Annotated in this window: 16 protein-coding genes and 2 pseudogenes; 11 read left to right on the top strand and 7 right to left on the bottom strand. The window is 64.3% G+C overall.

The window, feature by feature from the left end:
- Positions 1–103 precede the first annotated feature (103 nt).
- Positions 104–718, bottom strand: a complete 615-nt coding sequence (locus tag ACQKKX_RS18745) for an HAD family hydrolase (RefSeq protein ID WP_427572818.1) — start codon at positions 716–718, stop codon at positions 104–106.
- A 15-nt stretch (positions 719–733) separates the two neighbouring features.
- Positions 734–1,816, bottom strand: coding sequence for an A/G-specific adenine glycosylase (gene mutY / locus ACQKKX_RS18740; protein ID WP_427572817.1), 1,083 nt, complete (start codon positions 1,814–1,816; stop codon positions 734–736).
- Positions 1,817–1,896: 80 nt separating this feature from the next.
- Here mutY and ACQKKX_RS18735 point away from each other — a divergent pair, with 80 nt between their 5' ends.
- From ACQKKX_RS18735 to ppdK, 6 genes are all read left to right on the top strand, one after another.
- A complete protein-coding gene (locus ACQKKX_RS18735) occupies positions 1,897–3,129 on the top strand; it encodes an O-antigen ligase family protein (protein ID WP_427572815.1) in 1,233 nt (410 codons plus the stop codon).
- Positions 3,129–3,650, top strand: coding sequence for a DUF721 domain-containing protein (locus ACQKKX_RS18730; protein ID WP_427572813.1), 522 nt, complete (start codon positions 3,129–3,131; stop codon positions 3,648–3,650). The genes ACQKKX_RS18735 and ACQKKX_RS18730 overlap by 1 nt, the downstream gene beginning before the upstream one ends.
- A 158-nt stretch (positions 3,651–3,808) precedes the next feature.
- Complete coding sequence (locus ACQKKX_RS18725) at positions 3,809–4,534, top strand: DsbA family protein (protein WP_427572811.1); 726 nt, start codon at positions 3,809–3,811, stop codon at positions 4,532–4,534.
- An 81-nt stretch (positions 4,535–4,615) separates the two neighbouring features.
- Positions 4,616–8,137 carry a chromosome segregation protein SMC gene (smc, locus tag ACQKKX_RS18720; protein WP_427572809.1) on the top strand — a complete coding sequence of 1,174 codons (3,522 nt, stop codon included), beginning with the start codon at positions 4,616–4,618 and terminating at the stop codon, positions 8,135–8,137.
- A gap of 619 nt (positions 8,138–8,756) precedes the next feature.
- Positions 8,757–9,425, top strand: coding sequence for a hypothetical protein (locus ACQKKX_RS18715; protein WP_427572808.1), 669 nt, complete (start codon positions 8,757–8,759; stop codon positions 9,423–9,425).
- A 158-nt stretch (positions 9,426–9,583) separates the two neighbouring features.
- Entirely contained in the window at positions 9,584–12,274 is a 2,691-nt protein-coding gene (gene ppdK, locus ACQKKX_RS18710; protein WP_427572806.1) for a pyruvate, phosphate dikinase, read from the top strand.
- A gap of 81 nt (positions 12,275–12,355) precedes the next feature.
- Here the strand turns inward: ppdK and ACQKKX_RS18705 are convergent, their stop codons facing one another.
- Positions 12,356–12,628, bottom strand: a complete 273-nt coding sequence (locus tag ACQKKX_RS18705; protein ID WP_427572805.1) for a hypothetical protein — start codon at positions 12,626–12,628, stop codon at positions 12,356–12,358.
- 170 nt (positions 12,629–12,798) lie between these two features.
- Here ACQKKX_RS18705 and ACQKKX_RS18700 point away from each other — a divergent pair.
- Positions 12,799–13,076: pseudogene (locus tag ACQKKX_RS18700) on the top strand (type II toxin-antitoxin system Phd/YefM family antitoxin).
- 34 nt (positions 13,077–13,110) lie between these two features.
- Positions 13,111–13,494 (top strand): annotated as a pseudogene (locus tag ACQKKX_RS18695) (plasmid maintenance toxin (PemK-like)).
- Between the two features lie 22 nt (positions 13,495–13,516).
- On the opposite strand, the gene ACQKKX_RS18690 reads toward ACQKKX_RS18695, so the two are convergent.
- The gene (locus tag ACQKKX_RS18690; RefSeq protein WP_427572803.1) at positions 13,517–14,074 is read right to left on the bottom strand and encodes an NADPH-dependent FMN reductase; all 558 of its coding nucleotides are present in this window, start codon (positions 14,072–14,074) and stop codon (positions 13,517–13,519) included.
- A 59-nt stretch (positions 14,075–14,133) separates the two neighbouring features.
- Between ACQKKX_RS18690 and ACQKKX_RS18685 the strand changes: the two genes are divergently transcribed.
- Positions 14,134–15,738: a VOC family protein gene (locus ACQKKX_RS18685; protein WP_427572802.1), complete on the top strand. Its 1,605-nt coding sequence runs from the start codon at positions 14,134–14,136 to the stop codon at positions 15,736–15,738.
- 175 nt (positions 15,739–15,913) lie between these two features.
- Entirely contained in the window at positions 15,914–16,828 is a 915-nt protein-coding gene (locus tag ACQKKX_RS18680; protein WP_427572800.1) for a DUF1499 domain-containing protein, read from the top strand.
- Between the two features lie 6 nt (positions 16,829–16,834).
- Here ACQKKX_RS18680 and ACQKKX_RS18675 read toward each other — a convergent pair whose 3' ends face one another.
- Positions 16,835–17,788 (bottom strand): MBL fold metallo-hydrolase, encoded by a 954-nt coding sequence (locus ACQKKX_RS18675; protein ID WP_427572798.1) that lies wholly within the window; start codon positions 17,786–17,788, stop codon positions 16,835–16,837.
- Positions 17,789–17,977: 189 nt separating this feature from the next.
- On the opposite strand from ACQKKX_RS18675, the gene ACQKKX_RS18670 reads away from it, so the two are divergent.
- Entirely contained in the window at positions 17,978–18,670 is a 693-nt protein-coding gene (locus tag ACQKKX_RS18670) for a pentapeptide repeat-containing protein (protein ID WP_427572797.1), read from the top strand.
- Here the strand turns inward: ACQKKX_RS18670 and galE are convergent, their stop codons facing one another.
- Positions 18,671–19,663: a UDP-glucose 4-epimerase GalE gene (gene galE, locus ACQKKX_RS18665; protein ID WP_427572795.1), complete on the bottom strand. Its 993-nt coding sequence runs from the start codon at positions 19,661–19,663 to the stop codon at positions 18,671–18,673.
- Positions 19,664–19,767: 104 nt separating this feature from the next.
- Positions 19,768–20,682, bottom strand: a complete 915-nt coding sequence (locus ACQKKX_RS18660; RefSeq protein WP_427572793.1) for a LysR family transcriptional regulator — start codon at positions 20,680–20,682, stop codon at positions 19,768–19,770.
- Positions 20,683–20,727 lie beyond the last annotated feature (45 nt).

Below are 20,727 nucleotides of genomic sequence, written 5' to 3'. Positions count from 1 at the left end.
TTGTGATTGAAGGGCGGTATATCACCATCTACGAACCCATGCCGTATGGCATATTTGTCGTTGCCATCGTCTATCGGGCGCGCGATGTTGACAACTGGCTGGCCTAGTAGGCCACGCCCAGCGCGTCCAGATCCTTCTTCAGCGTTTCGGCATCGACGAAATGCACCGCCTGCCAGCCGGCGGCACGGGCGCCTTCGACATTGGCAAGGCTGTCGTCGATGAACAGGGTGGCGGCCGGTGTCAGACCAAAGTCGCGGGCATGCTTTTCATAGATCGCCACGTCCGGCTTGATCAGGAAAATATCGCCGGAAACTGTCACGCCGCGCGGCTTTTTCAAGAACGGGAACAGTTCCTGCGCGTGGCGAAACGTGTCTGAAGCAAAATTGGTGAGCATGGTCACGTCGCGGCCCTGATCGATCAGGCTTTCCATGATCGCGACCGAGCCGTCATAGGCATGCGGCACCATTTCGTGCCAGTGTTTGCGAAAGGCGCGGATCTGCTCGGCACGCTCGGGATGCTGCTTAATCAGCAGATCCTCGGCCTCCGCCCAGGCGCGGCCGCGGTCCTGCTCGAGATTCCATTCATGGGTGCACACGTTTAGAAAGAACCACTTGCGTTCTTCCGGGTCGGGAATGATGCGCTCGTAAGGAATGTTCGGGTCGTAATGGATCAGCACCTTGCCGATGTCGAAGACGATGTGATCGATTTTGGCGGCCATGAAACCTTCCTGATGTCAATTTGCGGATGTCGAAAAGGCGAGCGGTATTGCCTGCAGGATCGCCTTTTTCATGACGCTCGGCAATGCCTGCGCGTCGAGATTGGCGACCGGCTCCCACCACGCGCCGTCTTCCGTTTCGACCCTCTCATGCTGCAATCGATAGACCGACAGCCGCAGCTCGAAATGGGTGAAGACGTGGATAATCTGCCCGCAGGCCTGCCAGTCGCCGGCAAAGGGCGCATGGTCCGGCGTCGTGCCGCCGTCGAGGCGCGCCGTCCAGGCGGTCGTCGGCACTTCCGTCATGCCGCCCAGAAGGCCGCTTTCGAGGCGGCGGCGCAGCAGGATTTCGCCATCGGGCGTCACGGCGACGAAGGCGGCGCCGACGCGCACGGGTTTGGTCTTTTTCGGCGTCTTCACCGGAAAGTGCTCGGGCTCGTCATTGTTGAACGCCAGGCAGCGGCTGTTGAAGGGACAGAGCGCACAGGCCGGGCGTTTCGGCGTGCATATGGTGGCGCCGAGGTCCATCATCGCCTGGGCGAAATCGCCGGGACGGTCGGCCGGCGTCAGGTCCGCCACCTTCTGCTTCATCAGCGGTTTCGAGCCAGGAAGGGGCGCGTCGATTGCAAACAGCCGGGAAATCACTCGCTCGACATTGCCGTCCATCACCGCGGCCTGACGGTTGAAGGCAATCGCGGCGACGGCTGCCGCGGTATAATCGCCGATGCCGGGCAGCGCCTTCAATCCGCCTTCTGTATCGGGAAAGATGCCGCCATGATCGCGCGCCACGGCCTCGGCACATTTTTTCAGATTGCGGGCGCGGGCATAATAGCCAAGGCCCGCCCAGGCGGCCATTACAGCATCCGTAGGCGCGGCGGCCAGATCCTCCACCTTCGGCCAGAGCGAGAGGAATTTCGCAAAATAGGGCTTGACCGCCTGCACCGTGGTCTGCTGGAGCATGACTTCGGAAAGCCAGACCTTGTAGGGATCGGCGCGATGCCCGTCGCGGGCGGCAGACGGGCTGATGCGCCACGGCAAATCGCGATGGTGCCGGTCGTACCATCGCAACAGTTCGCAACTGTATGGATTGGATATTTGCATGCCGCTGTGCAAGGTGCGCTTCCCGTGAAGAATCACTTCCTATGTCGTCGGCGCAAGCCGCGTCAATGAAAAGAGCCGGAATGAAACTGCCTTCGATGCAAAGGAACAACGTGGTCTGCCTGGCAACGGTCAGCGGCGCGGCGGGTCTTGCCGGTTCGATCATCACCATCCTGCTGGCCATCTCGATGGTCTGGGCGTTGATCTGCCTGGCGCTCAAACGGTTCCCGCGACGCTTCCAGCGCAGCGATCTGTACGTCGTTGGCCCGGCCTGGCTGTTTGCCGCGGTCATTCTCCTTGCGGCCGTGGTTCATTACGATCCCGCCACCGCCGGCAATCTGGTGAGCCGCGGCGTCGCTCTGCTGCCATTCATCTTCTTTCCGCTTGTGTTGCCGCGCCTGCGCGTCGGATCGAGTGCCGCACTGATCGATGCCTTCATCTTCGGGGCGGGCCTGTGCGGCATCCTGGTCCTGCCGCTCGCCTACCTGCAGCTGGAATTCTTCTATGCGCGCGCCTCCGGCGGCATGGGCAATGCCCTGCCGTTCGCGCTGGTCTCGTCGATGATGGCGTCGGTATCGTTGCTCAACACCCTGTCGCCGCTGCCGCGCCGCCAGGTCCTCGGCTGGGCGGGTTTCGTTGCCGGTATCCTGTGCGTGATGCTGTCGCAATCACGCGGCGTCCTGCCCATTCCCGCCATTGCCGTCGTCATGCTGCTCGTGCTCTTCCCGCACAAGCTACGGCGCTTCTACAACTGGAAGGGGGGCTTGCTTCTTATCATCGGCGTCGCCGTCGTGCTTGCCATGGCCGTCAAGCATTCCGACCGACTGATCGGGCTTCTCAGCTATTTTACCGAGGGCAGCATTGCCGACCAATCCTACACGGTGCGGCTGGCCCTGTGGAAATATGCGGGCAGCCTGTTTCTGGAAAGCCCGTGGCTGGGCTACGGCTTGCAGAACCGTCGCGAATTCATCTCAGCGCTCGGCTATTCCTTCACCCATTTTCATAACGGTTTCATCACCGTCACCTTCGATGCCGGTCTTGCCGGTCTCGCTGCCACGTTGCTTCTGTTGATCTCGCCGCTTTTGTGCGTGCTACGCAACCCGACCACGGTGGCGCGCCGCAAGAGGCTGTTCATGGCGCTGCTGGTGCTGTTCGGATATACCATTGCCGGCAGCACCAATATTCTGTTCTTCCAGGATATCTACGATAGCGTCTTTCTGTGGTTCGTGCTCATCGTGGCAGCGCCGCTGTCGATGGCCGGACCGGCGGTCTGCGAGTTGCGCGAGCGGGTGGACGAAAACGACGGGACGCGGTGATGGCGCCGAGCGAAAAGAGCGAATTCCGCCGTCGTGGCGCCCACCAGATCGCCGAGGTCGCCAACGGCATCATCGATCCGGTCCTGGCCAAGCGCGCCGGCATTTCGACCGCGCTTCTCGGCTCCTGGGACGAGATCGCGGGCGAGGATTTCGCCGATTGCTCGCGTCCGGAAAAGATCGCCTGGCCGCGCCGCGAACCCGGCACCGAGAGCGGTTACCAGGCCGGCACGCTGACGGTGGCCTGCGAGGGCGCGCGCGCACTGTTCCTGTCCCACGCCCAGGGTGAGCTGATCGCCCGCATCAACGCCTTTTTCGGCTTTCCGGCGATCAGACAGATCCGCATCGTACAAAAGCCGGTCGTCCAGGCGCCCCGCCATCGCCCCAAACCGCCGCCGCTGAAAGGCGAGGCCGCGCGAAAACTGGACGCGATGATGGAAGGCATCGATAACGAGGCGCTTAGAAACGCCGTGACGCGTCTGGGCACGGCGGTGATGCAGACGAAGCGCACGATCCGGCGCTGAGCCGCCGCGCACCGGCGCCCACCAAGGCGCGGCAAGACCCACCCTGTCCATTCTCCGTCACAATTGTTTGAAAAAAGGAGCGAAGGCCGCGCTTGTCGGACGGCATGCGGCAGGCTACGGAAATGCCGACCGTTTCATTCCTCGCAACAGGTGTCTTCATGACCATTCAGACGATGACCAAAGAGACTTTTGCCGCCGCCTTGAGCCGCCGCGCGCTTCTCGCCGGATCCGCTTCTACGGCACTCGGCCTGACGCTTGCCGCGTCGATCACGACGGCACAGGCGCAGGAAAAGCCCGAATCCACCGGCAAGGTCGACATGGCCGAAGTGCTCAAGCCCGGTCCGCTGCCGGAAATGCAGCTCGGCAAGGACGATGCGCCGATCACCGTCGTTGAATACATGTCGATGACCTGCCCGCATTGCGCCCATTTCCACGCCACGACATTCGATCCGATCAAGGAAAAATACGTCGATACCGGCAAGGTGCGCTTCATCATCCGCGAATTCCCGTTCGATCCGGCCGCCACCGCCGCCTTCATGCTGGCGCGGTGCAACCCGGCCAAGCCGACCGAGCTTGCCACGGCCGACCAGTATTTTCCGATGATCTCCATGCTGTTCAAGCAGCAGCGCGCCTGGGCCGCCCCCGGCGACGGCAATGTCCGCAATGCGCTGACCCAGGCCGTCAAGATTGCCGGTTTTTCACAGGAAAGCTTCAACGCCTGCTTGACCAACCAGAAGCTTCTCGATGATGTGAACGCGACGATGCAGCGCGGCGCCAAGGATTTTGGTGTCAATTCGACGCCGACCTTCATCATCAACGGCGAGAAATATGCTGGGGACATGACGGTTGAGAACATGTCGGCCCTTTTCGACGGCCTGCTGTAAGACCCATCGCGACCGGATCGCGGGCGGGCGCCCTGGCGCGTCCGCCGTTCTTCCGGGCACCGGGGCGGGGAGGGCGAACCGTTGAAGTTCAATCGCCTCCGTGTCGTCGGTTTCAAATCCTTTGTCGAACCCACCGAATTCATCATCGAACCCGGCTTGACCGGCGTCGTCGGCCCCAATGGCTGCGGCAAGTCCAATCTTGTCGAAGCGCTGCGCTGGGTGATGGGCGAGAACTCCTACAAGAACATGCGCGCGTCCGGCATGGACGACGTCATCTTCTCCGGTTCCGGCAACCGCCCGGCCCGCAATACGGCCGAAGTCGGCCTTTATCTCGACAATTCAGATCGCACCGCACCCGCCGCCTTCAACGATGCCGATGAAATTCAGGTGTCGCGCCGTATCGAGCGCGAACAGGGATCTGTCTATCGCATCAACGGCAAGGAAGCGCGCGCGAAAGATGTGCAGCTTCTGTTCGCCGATGCTTCCACTGGGGCGCGCTCACCCTCCATGGTGGGCCAGGGGCGGATCGGCGAGCTGATTTCCGCCAAACCGCAGGCGCGCCGGCAATTGCTAGAAGAGGCCGCCGGCATTTCCGGCCTGCATTCGCGCCGCCACGAGGCGGAACTGCGCCTGCGCGCCGCCGAGACCAATCTTGAGCGTCTCGAAGATGTCGTGACGCAGCTCGAAAGCCAGATCGAGAGCCTGAAGCGTCAGGCGCGTCAGGCCAATCGCTTCAAGAGCCTGTCCGCCGATATCCGCGCCCGCGAGGCCATGCTTTTGCATATCCGCTGGGTGCAGGCCAAGGAGGCCGAGGGTGAGGCGACAAGCGCTCTCAACCAGGCGACCTCGATCGTTGCCGAAAAGGCGCAGGCGCAGATGGAGGCGGCCAAGCATCAGGCGATCGTCGCCCACAAGCTGCCGGAACTGCGCGAAGCGGAAGCCGCTGCCGGTGCCGCGCTGCAGCGGCTGCAGATCGCCCGTGGCCAGCTGGAGGAAGAGGCCGGCCGCCTGCTGCGCCGTCGCGATGAACTGACCCGGCGTCTGGCGCAACTGGGCGAGGATATCCGCCGCGAGGAACGGCTGGTCTTTGAAAACGCCGAAGTGCTGGCGCGGCTCGATGCCGAGGAAGCGGAGCTTGCCGAATTGCTGGCCGAAAGCGGGTCGGAAGCGGAAGACCTGCGCGAAGCTTTTGAGGGCGCCGCTGCAAGCCTTGCCGACAGCGAACGGGTGTTCGCGCAGATCACGGGCGAGCGCGCCGAAGCCGCCGCCGGCCGCCAACAACTGGAACGCGTGATCCGCGATCTCGCCGACCGCCGCGGTCGTCTGGAACGCTCGCTGGGGGAGGCTGAGGCGGAACTGGCCGGTATCGATGAACGGCTGTCCGGCCTTGTCGATCCGTCCGAACGCCGCGAGGCGGTGGAGGCGGCGGAAATCGCCGTCGAGGATATTGCCGTCACGATCGAGGAGGTCGAGGAGGCTCTGGCGACCGCGCGTCGCAACGAGGCCGAGGCACGTGCGCCTGTCGCCGCCGCCCGCGCGCATCTGGGCGGACTGGAAGCCGAAGGCAAGGCGATCCGCCGCATGCTGGCCGCCGGCGAGACATCCGGGGCCTTTGCGCCGGTCGCCGACGTCATCCGTGTCGACCGGGGATATGAAACGGCTCTGGGCGCCGTGCTCGGCGACGACCTGGAAAGCGCGCTCGATGCGGCAGCGCCGTCGTACTGGGCGGGCACGGGTGATGCGGCCTTCGGCACGTCCCCTGATGCGGGCACCGATCTCGCCTACGATCCGGCCCAGGAGCCGGCCCAAAATCCGGCATTGCCGGATGGCGTCGAGGCGATGATCACCCATGTCATTGCGCCGCCGCAGCTTTCCCGCCGCCTGTCGCAGATCGGCGTCACCGATCTCGACACCGCCAAGCGCCTGATGCCACTGTTGAAACCCGGCCAGAGGCTGGTGACGCGCGAAGGTGCCGTGCTGCGCTGGGATGGCCATGTCACAGGATCTGAAGCGCCGAGTGCCGCCGCGCTCCGGCTCGCTCAGAAAAACCGCCTGTCGGAACTGGAAGCGGAAATCGACGAGGCTGAAATCCAGTTGTCGGAAGCCGAAACGCTGGCCACTGCTGCCATCGATGCGATCGCCACCGAAGAGTTGCGGCTCCACGATACCCGCGAACGCAGCCGCATTGCCCAGCGCCAGCTGGCGGAAGCCCGCGAGGCGCTGGCCGTTGCCGAGCGCGCCTCCGGCGACCTGATGCGCCGCCGCGATGTCGCGGCCGCAGCACTGGAACAGTTGCGCGAGCAGATTGCAGAAGTTTCGGAGCAGGACGAAGCTGCCCGCGCCGAGCTTGAAGACGCACCTGAAGTCGATGCGATCGATGCCCGTCTGCGCGATCAGCAGGCGACCGTCGCCACCGATCGTGGTCTGTTGGCCGAGGCGCGTGCCCGTTACGAGGGCCTCTCGCGCGAAACCGAGGCCCGCCGCCGCCGTGTCGCGGCAATAGGCCAGGAACGCGCCACATGGCAGGGGCGTGCGGCCAGCGCCGAGGATCACATCGCCTCGCTGCGCGAACGCGAAGAAGAGGCGCGCGAGGAAATGGCCGACCTCGACCTTGCGCCGGAAGAGTTCGACGACAGACGCCGGGCGCTGCTGACCGAGTTGCAAAAGGCGGAAGAAGCCCGCAGGGCCGCGTCCGACGTGCTGGTCGAGGCCGAGGCCCGCCAGCGCGAGGCCGACCGTATCGCCACGATCGCGCTGTCGGAACTGGCCGAAACCCGCGAGCGCCGCGGCCGCGCCGAGGAACGTCTGGTTTCCGCCGCCGAACGCCGGCACGAGACGGAGAACCGCATCCGCGAGGCGCTGAACTGCGAACCGCATGAGGCATGGCGCCTGACCGGTCTCGGCCACGATGCGCCGCCGCCGGATATCGCGCAGGTGGAGCGCGAGCTGGACCGCCTCAAGATCGAGCGCGAACGCCTCGGCGCCGTTAACCTGCGCGCCGATGAAGAGCAGAAGGAGCTATCCGAAAAACTCGAGGCGCTCACCCGCGAACGCGATGACGTCATCGACGCCATCAAGAAACTGCGCGGGGCCATCCAGAGCCTCAACCGCGAGGGCCGCGAACGCCTGATCGCCGCCTTTGATGTGGTCAACACCCAGTTCCAGCGGCTGTTTACCCATCTGTTCAACGGCGGCACGGCGGAACTGCAGCTGATCGAAAGCGACGATCCGCTCGAAGCCGGTCTCGAAATTCTGGCCCGTCCGCCGGGCAAGAAACCGCAGACGATGACGCTGCTTTCGGGCGGCGAACAGGCGCTGACGGCCATGGCGCTGATCTTTGCGGTCTTCCTCACCAATCCCGCGCCGATCTGTGTACTGGACGAGGTGGACGCGCCGCTCGACGACCACAATGTCGAGCGCTACTGCAACCTGATGGACGAAATGGCGGCCTCGACCGCCACACGTTTTGTCATCATCACCCACAACCCGATCACCATGGCCCGCATGAACCGCCTGTTTGGCGTGACCATGGCCGAGCAGGGTGTGAGCCAGCTGGTGTCGGTGGACCTGCAGGCGGCCGAGCAGCTGGCCGAGGCGAGCTGAGGCACTGCCAGTTCTGCGGTTTCCATATTGGAAATGACGCTTGTTTCCGCAAGGGTGGACAAGCTGCTGCCCAGGCGAGTCCAGCGGGCAAGGGGACGCGCCTGCGGGTCTTGCCGCGGTCGAGATGTGACAGAACCATGAAACGCTTAGGGCAGAACGCAGGATTGAAAAGGTAAATCTACCCTGATTTTTCTAACGTTCCCAAAAAAGGTTTGGTCCCATGTCAGGTTTCACCCATTTGCGGGAGGACTAAAACGCATTCATGGTTTATGAATGATTTCAACGACAGCGGACCACCGGGACGGGCAGAGATGCAACTGGCTGGCGCTGGCAGACCCCCCGACCGGGTTTTCCTGTCCTGGTCGGAAGGCTTTGCGGGGCCGGAGCAGGCGGCCCCGCAAAGCCTGTTTTTGCTGTCAACCAGACCGGCGGCGATAGCCCCTTCATCATGATCGTATGGCCCCGTTCCGGGGTGATAGCGCCATGCCCGAACAAACTCCGCTGGCGCTGCATCGTTCGCCGACCCGCCCTCCTTTGTTCGGAACACCGTCCCGTCTCGCCCGTTCACTGCCCTATTGATTGCTGCAATGCAGCAAGACGGAAATGGCAGGTCGTGGCGATGGCGTTTTTGATGGAAAATCCCGCATTGGTGTCGAGTTTCGCCAGTGTTGCGACGCTGATCGTCTGGGTAACATATCTTCAGCTTTTTTATCGTACCTACAGACACCAGCTCGTTCCTAAGGTCATGATTGCGCGCGCTGGCGGCCAAAGCCTGTCGGCCCAATGCATGCTCACCAATCTCAGCCCCGAATTTGTCTATATCCAGGCTATCATCGTGCGCCTGCGCATCGGCGACGAGACGGTGGAATGCTCGCTGAGCGACCGGGAGGCGGGGCTGCGCGAGGGCGTCGACCCGCGTAGCGAGTTTCTGCAGGGGCCGTTGGCGAGCGGCGAATATCTTCGCCTCAGGTCGTTCGAGGACATGGCACGCGGGTCTTTGCGCGAAAACGGCATGGAGGAGCGTATCGGCGATCTCGACGAACTGGCGGTCACGGCGGTCGGCACCTATACGTGGAACAATCAGACGATGGCGGCAGAACGTGTCTATCAGGTGCGCCGCCGCGACGGGCGCAGCGATCTCGTGGCCGAAGGCCTGATGGCGCGGCAAATACGGTCGCGGCGTGAGCTGAAACGCCTCGTCCGCTTCCTGGAGGAACGCTCATGCCGCGTTCTTTCGCCGCAGCCCTCAGAGAATCGGTTGGGCAACGGGGCCGGTACCGCGACCTGAAATCGCGATGGGGGCGTGAATGGGACGGGCGACGAACCGTTGCAGCCGACGGCCGCACGGCGCGGGGCGCATTGCCGTCGTCGCGTTTCCTCTTTTGTCAAAATGCTGTAAGTCTTTGGCAAAAGAAGAGAACAGCCCGCATCGGGTGGAGAGCAGGCATGGCGAAATGGGTATATCGCTTCGGTGGCGGCCAGGCGGAAGGGAAAGCCGCCGACACTGCGCTTCTGGGCGGCAAGGGTGCCAACCTTGCTGAAATGGCGCTGCTTGGCCTGCCGGTGCCGCCGGGGCTGACCATCGTCACCGATGTCTGCGCCTGGTATTACGCCCATGGCCGCACGCTGCCGGAGGATCTGCGCGCGCAGGTTCTCGACGGTATCGCGGCGATCGAGGCGCAGACCGGCCGCCTGTTCGGCGGCACGGTGCGGCCGCTGCTCTTGTCGGTCCGATCCGGCGCCAGCGCCTCCATGCCCGGCATGATGGATACGGTGCTTAATCTCGGCCTCAATGACGAAACGGTGCAGGCGCTCGGCCACGATGCCGGCGATGCGCGTTTCGCCTGGGACACCTATCGTCGTTTCATCCAGATGTATGCCAGCGTCGTGCTCGGCGTCGATCACGAGATCTTCGAGGAAATCCTTGAGGACGAAAAGGCGCGCCTCGGCCACGAATACGATACGGAGATGAGCGCCGTCGAATGGCAGCACGTGGTCGCGCTTTACAAGCAGGTGATCGACGAGGAGTTCGGCGCGGTGTTTCCGCAGGATCCGCATGAGCAGTTGTGGAAGGCGATCGCCGCCGTATTTGCAAGCTGGATGAACCCGCGCGCCGTCACCTTCCGCACGCTTCACGATATTCCGGCCACATCCGGCACGGCGGTCAGCGTGCAGGCCATGGTGTTCGGCAATCTCGGCTCGACATCGGCCACCGGCGTCGCCTTCACCCGCAATCCCTCCACCGGGGAGAAAACGCTCTACGGTGAGTTTCTCGTCAATGCGCAGGGCGAGGACGTGGTGGCCGGCATTCGCACGCCGCAGTCGATCACCGAGGAGGGCCGTCTGGCCACCGGTTCGGAAAAGCCTTCGATGGAAAAGCTGATGCCGGCGGCCTTCGCGGAGTTCCGCGATGTCTGCAACCGGCTGGAAGCGCATTTTCGCGACATGCAGGATATCGAGTTCACGGTGGAACGCGGCAAGCTCTTCATGCTGCAGACCCGGGCCGCCAAGCGCACCACCCGGGCGGCGATGAAGATCGCCGTCGATATGGTCGACGAGGGACTGATTGCGCCCGAGGATGCCGTGTGTCGCATCGAGCCGCCCTCGCTCGACCAGCTCCTGCACCCGACGATCGACCCCGGGATCGAACGCCGCATTCTCGGCTCGGGCCTGCCGGCCTCGCCGGGGGCGGCCAGCGGCGAGATCGTGTTTTCGGCCGAAGAGGCGGTCTCGGCCCAGGCCGAAGGCCGCAAAGTCATTCTGGTGCGCACCGAAACCAGCCCGGAAGACATTCACGGCATGCATGCCGCGGAGGGCATTCTGACGACGCGTGGCGGCATGACCAGCCATGCGGCCGTGGTGGCGCGCGGCATGGGCATCCCTTGCGTCGTCGGGGCCGGATCGATCCGTGTGGACGCCCGCAATGACCGGCTGATGGGAACGGGCGGCGTGGTGCTCAAGCGCGGCGACATCATCACGCTCGACGGGTCCTCCGGCCAGGTGCTGATCGGTCGGGTGGCGATGATCCAGCCGGAACTGTCGGGCGATTTCGGCCGGCTGATGGAATGGGCCGATCGCAGCCGGCGCATGACCGTGCGCACCAATGCCGATACGCCGCAGGACGCGCGCGCCGCCCGCGCCTTCGGGGCGGAGGGCATCGGTCTTTGCCGCACCGAGCACATGTTCTTCGAAGGCGAGCGCATCCATGTCATGCGCGAGATGATCCTGGCCGAGAACGAGGCCGGTCGGCGCGCGGCACTGGCCAGGCTTTTGCCGATGCAGCGCTCCGATTTCGTCGAGCTGTTCTCGATCATGTCCGGCCTGCCGGTGACGATCCGCCTGCTCGATCCGCCGCTGCACGAATTCCTGCCCAAGACGGAAGCCGAGATCGCGGAGGTGGCGCAGGCCATGGGCATGGAGGCCGGCTTTCTCGCGCGCCGCATCGATGCTCTTCACGAGTTCAACCCGATGATGGGTCATCGCGGCTGCCGGCTGGCCATTTCCTATCCCGAGATCGCCGAAATGCAGGCGCGCGCCATTTTCGAAGCCGCCGCCGAAGCGGCCGCTCAGACCGGCGCGCCGGTGGCGCTTGAAATCATGGTGCCGCTGGTGGGATTGCGGGCCGAGCTGGATTACGTCAAGGCGGTGATCGACCGGGCGGCGGCCGCGGTCGCCGAGGAGACGGGGACGTCCAGCACCTATCTCGCCGGCACGATGATCGAATTGCCGCGCGCCGCCCTGCGGGCCCATGTGATTGCCGAAACCGCGCAGTTCTTCTCCTTCGGCACCAACGATCTTACCCAGACGACGTTCGGCATTTCCCGCGACGATGCCGCCGGCTTCATTCCGACCTATCAGAAGAAGGGCATTATCGAGCATGACCCGTTCGTCTCGCTCGATTTCGAGGGGGTTGGCGAGCTGATCGAGCTTGCGGCGGAGCGCGGACGGCGCACGCGGGCCGATTTGAAGCTCGGCATTTGCGGCGAACATGGCGGCGATCCGGCATCGATCCGCTTTTGCGAAGGCGCCGGGCTGGATTACGTCTCCTGTTCGCCCTATCGCGTGCCGATCGCGCGGCTTGCGGCGGCGCAGGCGACGATCAGGGGACAGCAAGCCGGCAGGGGGCAGGTATCGTAAAGGGAGCAGGCATCGAGCGCTCTGCCGGGCTGAGGGGGCGGGGTCGAACAGCCGCCGTGAGGGGGCGGGATCGCCTGACCGTCAGCGCGACCGCAGCACGACCGGCCGGTGCACGATGACCGGGCCCCAGTAGCGCGGACGGTTGTTGATCTCGTTCTGCCACTGGCGCCGCTCGGCGCGCCGGTCGAGATCGAGATCGAGCAGGCAGCGCGCCATGCCCTCCGTGCGCGGCTTGAAACCGTAACCGGCGCACCGGCTTTCATCGGCGGCCCGCCGTTCCTGCGGCGTCATCGACTGGCAGGAGGCAAGCACGGCTGAAAGGGCGGCGAGAAGCACGAGGTGGTGGGGACGCATGGGGGGCTCCGTGGTGATGGCAGGGGTGAGCGCAATATGGTCTTGCGACATTACCTCTGAAAGTCTGGAAGGTGCAGACCTTTTGTTGCTGAACACCGAACACGAAATGCAGGAGCGCCGGACTGCGATGGATGGCGAAATTCCGTATTCTACGCAAAAGGAGCCGTTCCATGTCCTCCAGGGTTTCCGCCGCTACCGTGTCCAAGGATTTTGATGCGTATCAGGATGCTGCCATCCGGGAGCCGGTCATCATCACCAGCGACGGCCGCCCCAGACGGTGCTCATGGCTTACGACGATTATCTTCGGCTGATGCGACGGGACCGCCATTCCGAGCTGACCACACAGCTTGGAGCCGACCAACTTACCGCAGTCGAGGCGTCGAAGATGGAGCCGGGGCTTGACGACCTCGACGGCGAACTGAGTGTCGAAAAGAATGCTGCCGACTGAACCGAAGGTCGGCTGGCTCTTCCGCTAATCTTATCTGTGGCACCGGCATCATCTGCACGGGTGAGAGGAGGGCGACAAGGACCGCCCGACTTTGGTTCCGGCAATCGTCAGCACTGTTGCCGACGGCGCCAAGGTCGTCCGTGTGCTGCCGGTGACGCACACGCCGCCGTCCAACGTGGATGACGCCGTCGGAATTCCTTCCGCAACCAAGCGGCGTCTCGGTCTTGATGACGAGCGCTCGCGGATCGTGGTGACCGAAAGTAACCGGTTTGTCTGGCCGGGACCGGATATCCCGCCTGTCGACGGCGAAAACGGTTACTACGGACCGCTACCGCCGGCGCTGTTCGAGGAGATCAAGCGCAAGTTCGTCGATATTGCACGCGCGCAGACGCATCGGGCAACGCCGCGCGGCCGTTGATGCGCGCGGTCGCCCATCAACCTTACCCCTTCGCCGCGGCAAAAGCCGCAAACCCGGCCAGGAAATCGGTAAGCCGGCTTGCGACCGCCTCGTCGATGATGCGGCCTTGCGCGTCGAATACCTTGGCCGCATTGCCGACCATCAGCCGTTTGCCGGACCATGCCTGCGCACCCAGCGTGTGCAGAACCGTCAGCCAGGCGTTTTGCGACAGGAGCGTGCCGTAATTGCCGGGCGAGGCGCCGACGACCGCGAAGGGGCGCCCCTTGAAGACATCGGGGATGTCCGGATGACGGCGCGAAACCCAGTCGATGGCGTTCTTGAAGGTGCCGGGAATGGAATTGTTGTATTCCGGCGTGAACAGGATGACACCGTCGGCCCCGGCGATCTGCCGTTTCAGGGTGGTCACGGCATCCGGGATGCCCTCGGCGGCTTCGAGATCGCCGTCATAGAGCGGGATGCCGGATATTGTGCCGATCTCGAGCGTGACGCCGTCGGGCAGATGGTCCGTAGCGGCTTTCAAGAGCGAAGTGTTGAACGATCCGTTTCTCAGACTGCCCGAAATTCCGACGAGTTTGACCATGCGCTGTCGCTCCGATTGGTTATAACCGCTTTCAGATAACACATGGGAGACGACAGGCAATGACGGATGGATCGAGAGCCGCCACGCAGCAATCGCAGGCGGTGAGCGGGCTGCATCACATCACGGCGATCACGCGTAGCATTCAGGCAAATGTCGATTTCTATGTGGGCTTTCTCGGCCTGCGGCTGGTCAAGCGTACCGCCGGTTTCGAAGATGCCGCGCAACTCCACCTGTTTTACGGGGATGCGCAGGCTTCGCCCGGTTCGCTCGTCACCTTTCTTGCCTGGGAGGACGGTTCGCCGGGCCGCGTAGGCCATGGCGCGCCCAACGAGATCGGCCTTGCCGTCTCCTGCGATGCGATCGGTTTCTGGCTCACCCGCGCCTTGCAGTTCGGCATCGCCACGCAGGGTCCGGCACAGGAATTCGGCGAGCCGGTGCTGCGGCTGAAGGACCCGGACGGCATCATCGTCAAGCTGATCGGGGTCGAGGATCTGGGCGCTTTTGCAGGACGCCGCTGGACGAGCGAGGGCATACCGGAGGAATACGCGATCGTGGCGCTGCGCAGCGGCACGATCCTGACCGAAAAGCCGGCGCAGACCATCGCCTTTCTCACCGGATATTTCGGGCTGGAGGAAGGCCCGGTCGAAGGCAGCCAGACGCGGCTGACCTCGCGCAGCGGCGGCGTGGTCGACGTGCGTGACGCGACCGGTTTCTGGACCGCCGCGCCCGGCACCGGCACGATCGACCATATCGCGCTCAACGCCCCCGATATGGCGGCGGTGCACCGCGCAGCCGCGGCCATCGCTGCCACCGACGGGTCGGCCACCAATGCGCATGATCGCACGTATTTCTATTCGCTCTATGCCCGCGAGCCGGGCGGTTCGCTGATCGAATATGCCACAGGCGCGCCGGGTTTCATGCTCGACGAAGACGAGCATGATCTCGGCACGACGCTGTTCATCCCGCCGCACTGGCGTGACCGCGAGGCCGACAGCCGCGCCATGCTGCCGCAGTTCAGCCTGCCGGGCGAGCCGCGCATCCGCTACCGCGACCTGCCTTTCGTGCACCGCATCTACATGCCCGAGGCGCCGGACGACCGCACGCTGGTGCTGTTGCACGGCAGCGGCGGCAACGAGACCAGCCTCTTGCCCTTCGCCCGGGCCGTGGCGCCGCAGACCATGCTGATGGCGCTGAGGGGCCGGGCGACCGAAGAAGGCGTGCCGCGGTTTTTCCGGCGCTTTTCGGATGGCACGTTCGACCAGAAGGACATCGTTTCCGAAGCCGAGGCGTTTGTCGAAATGGTCGGCCAGCTGAGGCAGGCCTATGGCGTGGACGTGGACAAGACCACCTTTGTCGGCCAGTCCAACGGCGCCAATTTTCTCGGTGCCGTGATGCTGCTGCATCCGGGCGTCATCCGCCGCGCCGTGCTGCTGCGTCCGGCGCCGGTGCTCAATGGAAGTCCTGCGGCCGACACGGCGAGCGCTCAGGCCGACGTGCTGATCGTGGCCGGAACATCCGACACCTATGCCGCGGATGCGGAAAAACTCGGCGCGATTTTGGCGGCACGCTCGGTTGCCGTGACGATGGAAAGGGTCGAAGCGGGGCATGATGTCGTGGCCGCCGACCGCGGCGTCGTGGCGCGGTGGCTGGCCGCGCAAGCGTGACTGCGGCACAAGGGTGACTGCGACAGGGGCGTGACCGCGACAGGGGCGTGACCGCGCAGATGTGTGATTGCCGCAGACGCGGTGCGCTGATCGCGGGCGTCTGTTGCAGTCATGCGATTTTCTTGAGCGCCGGCCTGGCCTATAAGGGCCTGATGCCAGCAACCGGAATTTTCGCATGACCGTCCGTTTTGTCCGTCCCGTTTCACAATCGGCCCTGGCGGCGCGGCGTATCGGTCTGGCGGCGCTGGTGCTGATGCTATTGGCGCTGGCGGCGCACCGGTTCGGGCCGCTGACGGGGCCGGATTTTGCAGCCGTGCTGCTGTTTTCCGCCTCGATCGGCATGGTCGCCATTCTGTTTGCGGCGATCGGCCTTGCCCGCCTGTGGCAGGTCGGCGCACGGGGCGGCATCGCTTCTGCCTGGGCGCTCGCCTATGCGGCGGCGCCGGTGGCGCTGGTGGCGGTTGCCGCCGTCTTCTACGTCCTGCGGCCGCCGCTCTACGATGTGGCGACGGATGTCGTCGATCCGCCGGTCTTCATCCGCGAGCCGCAGGCCGACCAGCAATGGCTGCAAAGACCGGCCATGGTGACGCCAAGCGACCGGCAGGTGCAGTTGGCCGCCTATCCCGCACTGACCGGCCGCCGTTATGAGGGCGCGGTCGACCGCATCTACGAAGCGGTCGCCAAAGTGGCAAAATCCTCGCGCATCTCACTCGACCTGAAGCAGGGCATGGAAAGGGTGGAGCCGGATATCACCGAGCGCCCGGCGCCGAAGACGCGGGCCGAAACCGGCGCCGTGCCGGACGTTATCCCTATCCCGCTGCCGCGTCCGCAACCGGACCGGCCGGGCAAGCCTGGAGTCGAGCAGGTCGGCCGGCCAGGCGACGTGATCCTGCAGGGGCAGACCCGCACGCTGATTTTCGGCCTTCGTTTCGACGTCGTCATCCGTCTGCGTGAAGAGGCTGAAACGACCATGGTCGACATGCGTGTCGCCGCCCGCTACGGCGGCCACGACCTGGGCTTCAGCAACGAGATCGCGCAAGCTTTCCTGCGGGTGCTGGATTCCGAACTGCTCGGGCTCGCGGTGGATTGAGCCCGCTCACGCCGGCCGGTATTCGCCAAAAAGCGATGGCGGACCGTCGGTCGTCACCAGGCCCTTTTCGATCAGATCCTCCAGATGCGCCAGAACCGACAGGGCGGCGGCACCATGCAGGCGCGGATCGGTGCGGGCATAAATCACCCTGACCATGTCGGCGATCAGCCGGTCGCCGCTGCGGATGCGCTCGAGGATCGCCCGCTCGCGCATGCGCCGATGGGTGCGAAGCCCGCGCAGGAAGGATCGCGGCTCGGTGACCGGGCCGCCGTGACCGGGGAAGAAGAGGCGGTCGTCGCGTGCCAGCAGCTTGTCGACCGAGGCCATGAAATCGCCCATGGAACCATCCGGCGGTGCGACGATCGTGGTGGCCCAGGCCATGACGTGATCGGCGGAAAACAGGATGCCCGTGCCATCAAGCGCGAAGGCGCAGTGGTTGGCAGTATGGCCGGGCGTGTGCACGCCTGACAGCGAGAAACCGTCGCCTTCGATCGAAGCGCCATCGGCAAGGACGATATCGGGGACGAAATCGGTATCGGCGCTTTCGGCGAAGGGGTTGACCTCGCCGGCATGCAGCGGCCGGGCGGCCCGGTGCGCGCCTTCGGCAACCGTCAGCGCACCGGTTGCGTTCTTGATGCGCGCGGCAAGCGGGGAATGGTCGCGGTGGGTGTGGCTGACGAAGATATGCGACAGCGTCCGCTGGCCAAGCGCCTGCATCAGCGCGTCGAAATGCGCGGTATCTTCAGGGCCGGGGTCGATCAGCGCCACGGTGGAGCCGGCGCCGACGATGTAGCTGTTGGTGCCGGTGAAGGTGAAGGGCGAGGCATTGCCACAGGTGACGCGTTGCACGCCGGGCGCCACCGTTATGGCCTCACCATGGGCGGGCACGAATTCGCGGTCGAAGGTGACGTCGTCGGCATCCGACGCGGCCCTGCCTTGCGTGCGTGTCTCGTCCGCCATTGTCGTCTCCCTTGTGATCGCCCAGGGGTCTAGCATGGCGGGCCGGAGAGGGCGAGGGTGGAGGCTGCTTGCCGGATATTGTCCTCCGGCGTCGATCCTTTTCTCTTTAACATCGCACAGTGACGGCCTGTGGTGGCATGCCGCGGAATCGGATAGGTCTACCTATCCCGGGACGACACAGGACCCCTCATGGTCGCGAAACAATCCACTCTCGACATCAGCAATCAGGACGTTTCTGCCGATGCCATGCGGACCTGGGCGGCGCAGGGTCTCGTCGTCTCGCTGAAGACTTGCAATCTCGATGAAGCGGCTCTCGCCAGTCTCGACATGACCGGCTGGTTATTCGACGAGTGCCGCATGGCAGCCGTGGATTTCCGCAGTGCCGGGCTGGAGGGCGCTCGGTTTGTCGGTTGCCGTGGCACTCAGGCCGATTTCTCCGGTGCCGACCTTACCGACGCGCGTTTTGCGGGCTGCGATTTCAACAATGCCCGCTTTATCGAAGCCAAAGCCAATGACACGGGCTTTGAGGGATGCAAGCTGACGGGCGCCGATTTTTCGCGCGTCCGTTCCCTCGGCCTGTCGTTCAGGGAAACCATTCTTTCAGCGGCAAGGTTACGCGGGCTTTCCTTCAACAACGAGCGGCTGGAAAAGCTGGATTTCGGCATGGCCGACCTGACGGGCTGCGATTTCCGCAAGGTAGTGTTTTCCGGCTGCAGCCTGCGGGAGGCTGGACTGGTGGATGCGCGTTTCGACGGTGCCGACCTGCGCGGCGCCGATCTCGGCGGCCTGGCGCTGATCGATGCGAAAAAATTCAAGGGGGCGACGATCTCGAAGGATCAGGCGGGGCTGCTTTTGGCCGAACTGGGCCTGAAGGTGCGTTAATCAGCGATCGTTGCGTTTGCCCAGGTGCTCTTCCCAGTCGAGCGCGCTGCGCACGATGAAATCGAGGTCGTCATGCACCGGTTGCCAGCCGAGTTCGTGTCTGGCAATCGAGGCATCGGCAACGACGAAGGTGGCGTCGCCGGGGCGGCGCGCGACCGTCTCGACGGGCAGATCGCGGCCGGACAGACGCGCCACGCAATCGACCACGTCCAGCACCGAAAAGCCGCGGCCATAGCCGCAATTGGCCGTGAGCGAGCTGCCGCCGGCGCGCAGGCGCTGCAGCGCTTTCAGGTGGGCGTCTGCAAGATCGCTGACATGGATGTAATCGCGGATGCAGGTACCGTCCGGCGTGGGATAATCGGTGCCATAAATCTGAAGTTTCGAGCGGCGACCCAGCGCCGTTTCGCAGGCGACCTTGATAAGGTGCGTGGCACCGGCCGTGGACTGGCCGGCGCGGCCGCGCGGATCGGCGCCGGCGACGTTGAAATAGCGCAGCGTCGTATAGGTGAGCGGATGAGCTGCCGCCGTGTCGCGCAGCATGATTTCGGTCATCAGTTTTGAGGCGCCGTAGGGCGATTCGGGCTTGAGCGCCGCGTCTTCGGCAACGGGTGCGGCCTGTTGCGGCGTGCCGTAGACGGCAGCCGTCGAGGAAAACACCATATGCGGCACGCCGGCTTCGACCGCAGCGGCGATCAGCGCATGCGATTTCACCGTGTTGTTGTTGTAATAGGTTAGCGGATCGCTGACCGAATCCGGCACCACGACGGAGCCGGCGAAATGGATGATGGCATCGACCGCATGCGCCTCGAAGATCCGCGCCAGCAGCCCCCGGTCGGCAATGTCGCCTTCATAGAACTTTGCCTCCGGCGCCAGCGCCCAGCGAAAGCCGGTGGACAGCCGGTCGAGCACGACGACATCCTCGCCCTCGTCGAGAAGCGACCAGACCATGTGGCTGCCGATATAACCCGCACCGCCAGTGACCAATACCGCCATGCTTTTTCGCCCTTTTTCTTCAAAGGCCCCGACCGGCCGGATTGGACTGTGACGCGCAGGCACAGTTTCACTCGATTGCTTGGCGCGAGGCAAGGGGCGGCGCACTATCGATCGTCTGCCGGTTTGCGATCGATCTCTTTCAGCATGTCGATAAAGGCGCGCAGCGGCGGCGGCACATGGCGGTGGCCGGCATAATAGAGCATCAGCCCGTCGATCCACGGGCACCAGTCTTCCAGCACCGGCACAAGCGCGCCGCTTTCGATATGGGGGCCGGCCACCATTTGCGGCAGATAGACGATGCCGAGGTGTTTCTGTGCAGCCGCCGCCATGGTTTCGAGATGATCGAGCGTGAGATTGCCCGGCACATCGACGATCACTTCCTGACCATGGCGTTCGAACTCCCAGCGAAAAAGCTTGCCGCTCGGCATGCGCAGGCGAATGCAGGAATGGTTATTCAGATCGTCGGGCGTCTGCGGCGTGCCGCGCGCTTCCAGGTATCTTTGCGATGCGACGGTGATGAAGCGGGCGCGATCGCCGAACGGTACGCCGATCATGTCCTGCGGCACCGCATAGCCGAACCGGATGCCAGCATCGAAACCGTCAGCGACGATATCGACCAGCCGGCCGTCGGTGACCAGATCAAGCGCGATATGCGGATAGCGCGCCAGAAAGTCCGGCAAGACGGTCTGCACCAGATGGCGGATCGCTGGTTCGCTGCCGTTGATGCGCAGGACGCCGCTCGGGCTGGCGCGAAAATCATCGACCACGGCAAGCGCTTCGTCGAGCCCGACAAGCGCCGGCTGCACCTGCGCGGCAAGCCGCGCGCCGGCCTCGGTCGGCGCCACGCTGCGGGTGGTGCGGTTGAGGAGCCGCACGCCGAGCGTGGTTTCGAGCCCGCGCATCATGTGGCTGAGCGTGGAGGGCGACAGGCCGAGCGCATCGGCCGCCTTGCGGAAGCTGCGATGCGAAACGATGGCCAGAAAGGCGTCGAGATCGGAAAGGGAGGGACGATCAGGCATGGGCATCATTCATGGCTGTTTTTCATCAGTTCATGCAGGTCTAGA

Source organism: Neorhizobium sp. NPDC001467 (assembly GCF_050275975.1).
GTDB lineage: Bacteria > Pseudomonadota > Alphaproteobacteria > Rhizobiales > Rhizobiaceae > Neorhizobium.
Note: the sequence above shows the minus strand (reverse complement) of the source record. Positions and strands in the feature narration are given on the sequence as shown.

What these genes read in the sequence shown, in the direction of transcription:
- ACQKKX_RS18745 (WP_427572818.1), bottom strand. Translation starts at nt 718, where the DNA reads ATGGCCGCCAAAATCGATCACATCGTCTTCGACATCGGCAAGGTGCTG.
- mutY (WP_427572817.1), bottom strand. Translation starts at nt 1,816, where the DNA reads ATGCAAATATCCAATCCATACAGTTGCGAACTGTTGCGATGGTACGAC.
- ACQKKX_RS18735 (WP_427572815.1), top strand. Translation starts at nt 1,897, where the DNA reads ATGAAACTGCCTTCGATGCAAAGGAACAACGTGGTCTGCCTGGCAACG.
- ACQKKX_RS18730 (WP_427572813.1), top strand. Translation starts at nt 3,129, where the DNA reads ATGGCGCCGAGCGAAAAGAGCGAATTCCGCCGTCGTGGCGCCCACCAG.
- ACQKKX_RS18725 (WP_427572811.1), top strand. Translation starts at nt 3,809, where the DNA reads ATGACCATTCAGACGATGACCAAAGAGACTTTTGCCGCCGCCTTGAGC.
- ACQKKX_RS18715 (WP_427572808.1), top strand. Translation starts at nt 8,757, where the DNA reads ATGGCGTTTTTGATGGAAAATCCCGCATTGGTGTCGAGTTTCGCCAGT.
- ppdK (WP_427572806.1), top strand. Translation starts at nt 9,584, where the DNA reads ATGGCGAAATGGGTATATCGCTTCGGTGGCGGCCAGGCGGAAGGGAAA.
- ACQKKX_RS18705 (WP_427572805.1), bottom strand. Translation starts at nt 12,628, where the DNA reads ATGCGTCCCCACCACCTCGTGCTTCTCGCCGCCCTTTCAGCCGTGCTT.
- ACQKKX_RS18690 (WP_427572803.1), bottom strand. Translation starts at nt 14,074, where the DNA reads ATGGTCAAACTCGTCGGAATTTCGGGCAGTCTGAGAAACGGATCGTTC.
- ACQKKX_RS18685 (WP_427572802.1), top strand. Translation starts at nt 14,134, where the DNA reads ATGACGGATGGATCGAGAGCCGCCACGCAGCAATCGCAGGCGGTGAGC.
- ACQKKX_RS18680 (WP_427572800.1), top strand. Translation starts at nt 15,914, where the DNA reads ATGACCGTCCGTTTTGTCCGTCCCGTTTCACAATCGGCCCTGGCGGCG.
- ACQKKX_RS18675 (WP_427572798.1), bottom strand. Translation starts at nt 17,788, where the DNA reads ATGGCGGACGAGACACGCACGCAAGGCAGGGCCGCGTCGGATGCCGAC.
- ACQKKX_RS18670 (WP_427572797.1), top strand. Translation starts at nt 17,978, where the DNA reads ATGGTCGCGAAACAATCCACTCTCGACATCAGCAATCAGGACGTTTCT.
- galE (WP_427572795.1), bottom strand. Translation starts at nt 19,663, where the DNA reads ATGGCGGTATTGGTCACTGGCGGTGCGGGTTATATCGGCAGCCACATG.
- ACQKKX_RS18660 (WP_427572793.1), bottom strand. Translation starts at nt 20,682, where the DNA reads ATGCCTGATCGTCCCTCCCTTTCCGATCTCGACGCCTTTCTGGCCATC.